This is a genomic window from Rhizobacter sp. P3_C12 (genome assembly GCF_056402735.1).
The window spans coordinates 1-621 of the sequence record NZ_JBFUGW010000648.1; the positions used below are offsets into that span (position 1 = coordinate 1).

Here is a 621-nt window from a genome sequence, read left to right on the forward strand (position 1 = left end):
CGCAACTGGACCACCGCGCAGATCGACGCGCTGACCTCCGACCAGATGGGTGCGCTCACCACCGCCCAGGTCGCCGGCCTGACGACCGCGCAACTGGCCAACCTGAGCACCACCGACCTGAACGCGCTGAACACCGCGCAGTTCGCCGCGCTGTCGACCGCCCAGGTCGTCGCGCTGACGCCGACGCAGATCGCCGGCCTGCAGACCGATGACCTGCGCGCGCTGAGCACCGCCCAGTTCGCCGCGCTGACCACCGCACAGGTCGGCGCGCTGACCAGCGACCAGATCCCCAACCTCGAATCGGCCGACCTGCGTGCCATCAGCACCGCCGGCATCCGCGGACTGAACAGCGACCAGTTCGGCGCGCTGACCTCGGACCAGGTCGCCTCGCTGACGACCGGCCAGATCTCCGCGCTGACGACCAGCCAGCTGTCGTCGCTGACCTCCGATTCGCTGAACGCACTGAGCACCACGCAGTTCGGCGTGCTGTCGACGGCCCAGGCTGCCGCCCTCACCAGCGACCAGATCCCGCACCTCGAATCGTCGGACCTGCGTGCGCTGAGCACCGCCGCGATCCGCAACTGGACGACCGCGCAGGTCGACGCGCTGACCAGCGACCAG

General features: G+C 70.0%; 1 pseudogene. It reads left to right on the forward strand.

Annotated features, from left to right (window positions below):
- Positions 1-621 (forward strand): annotated as a pseudogene (locus AC1DXV_RS35160) (heme utilization protein); the annotation flags it as partial.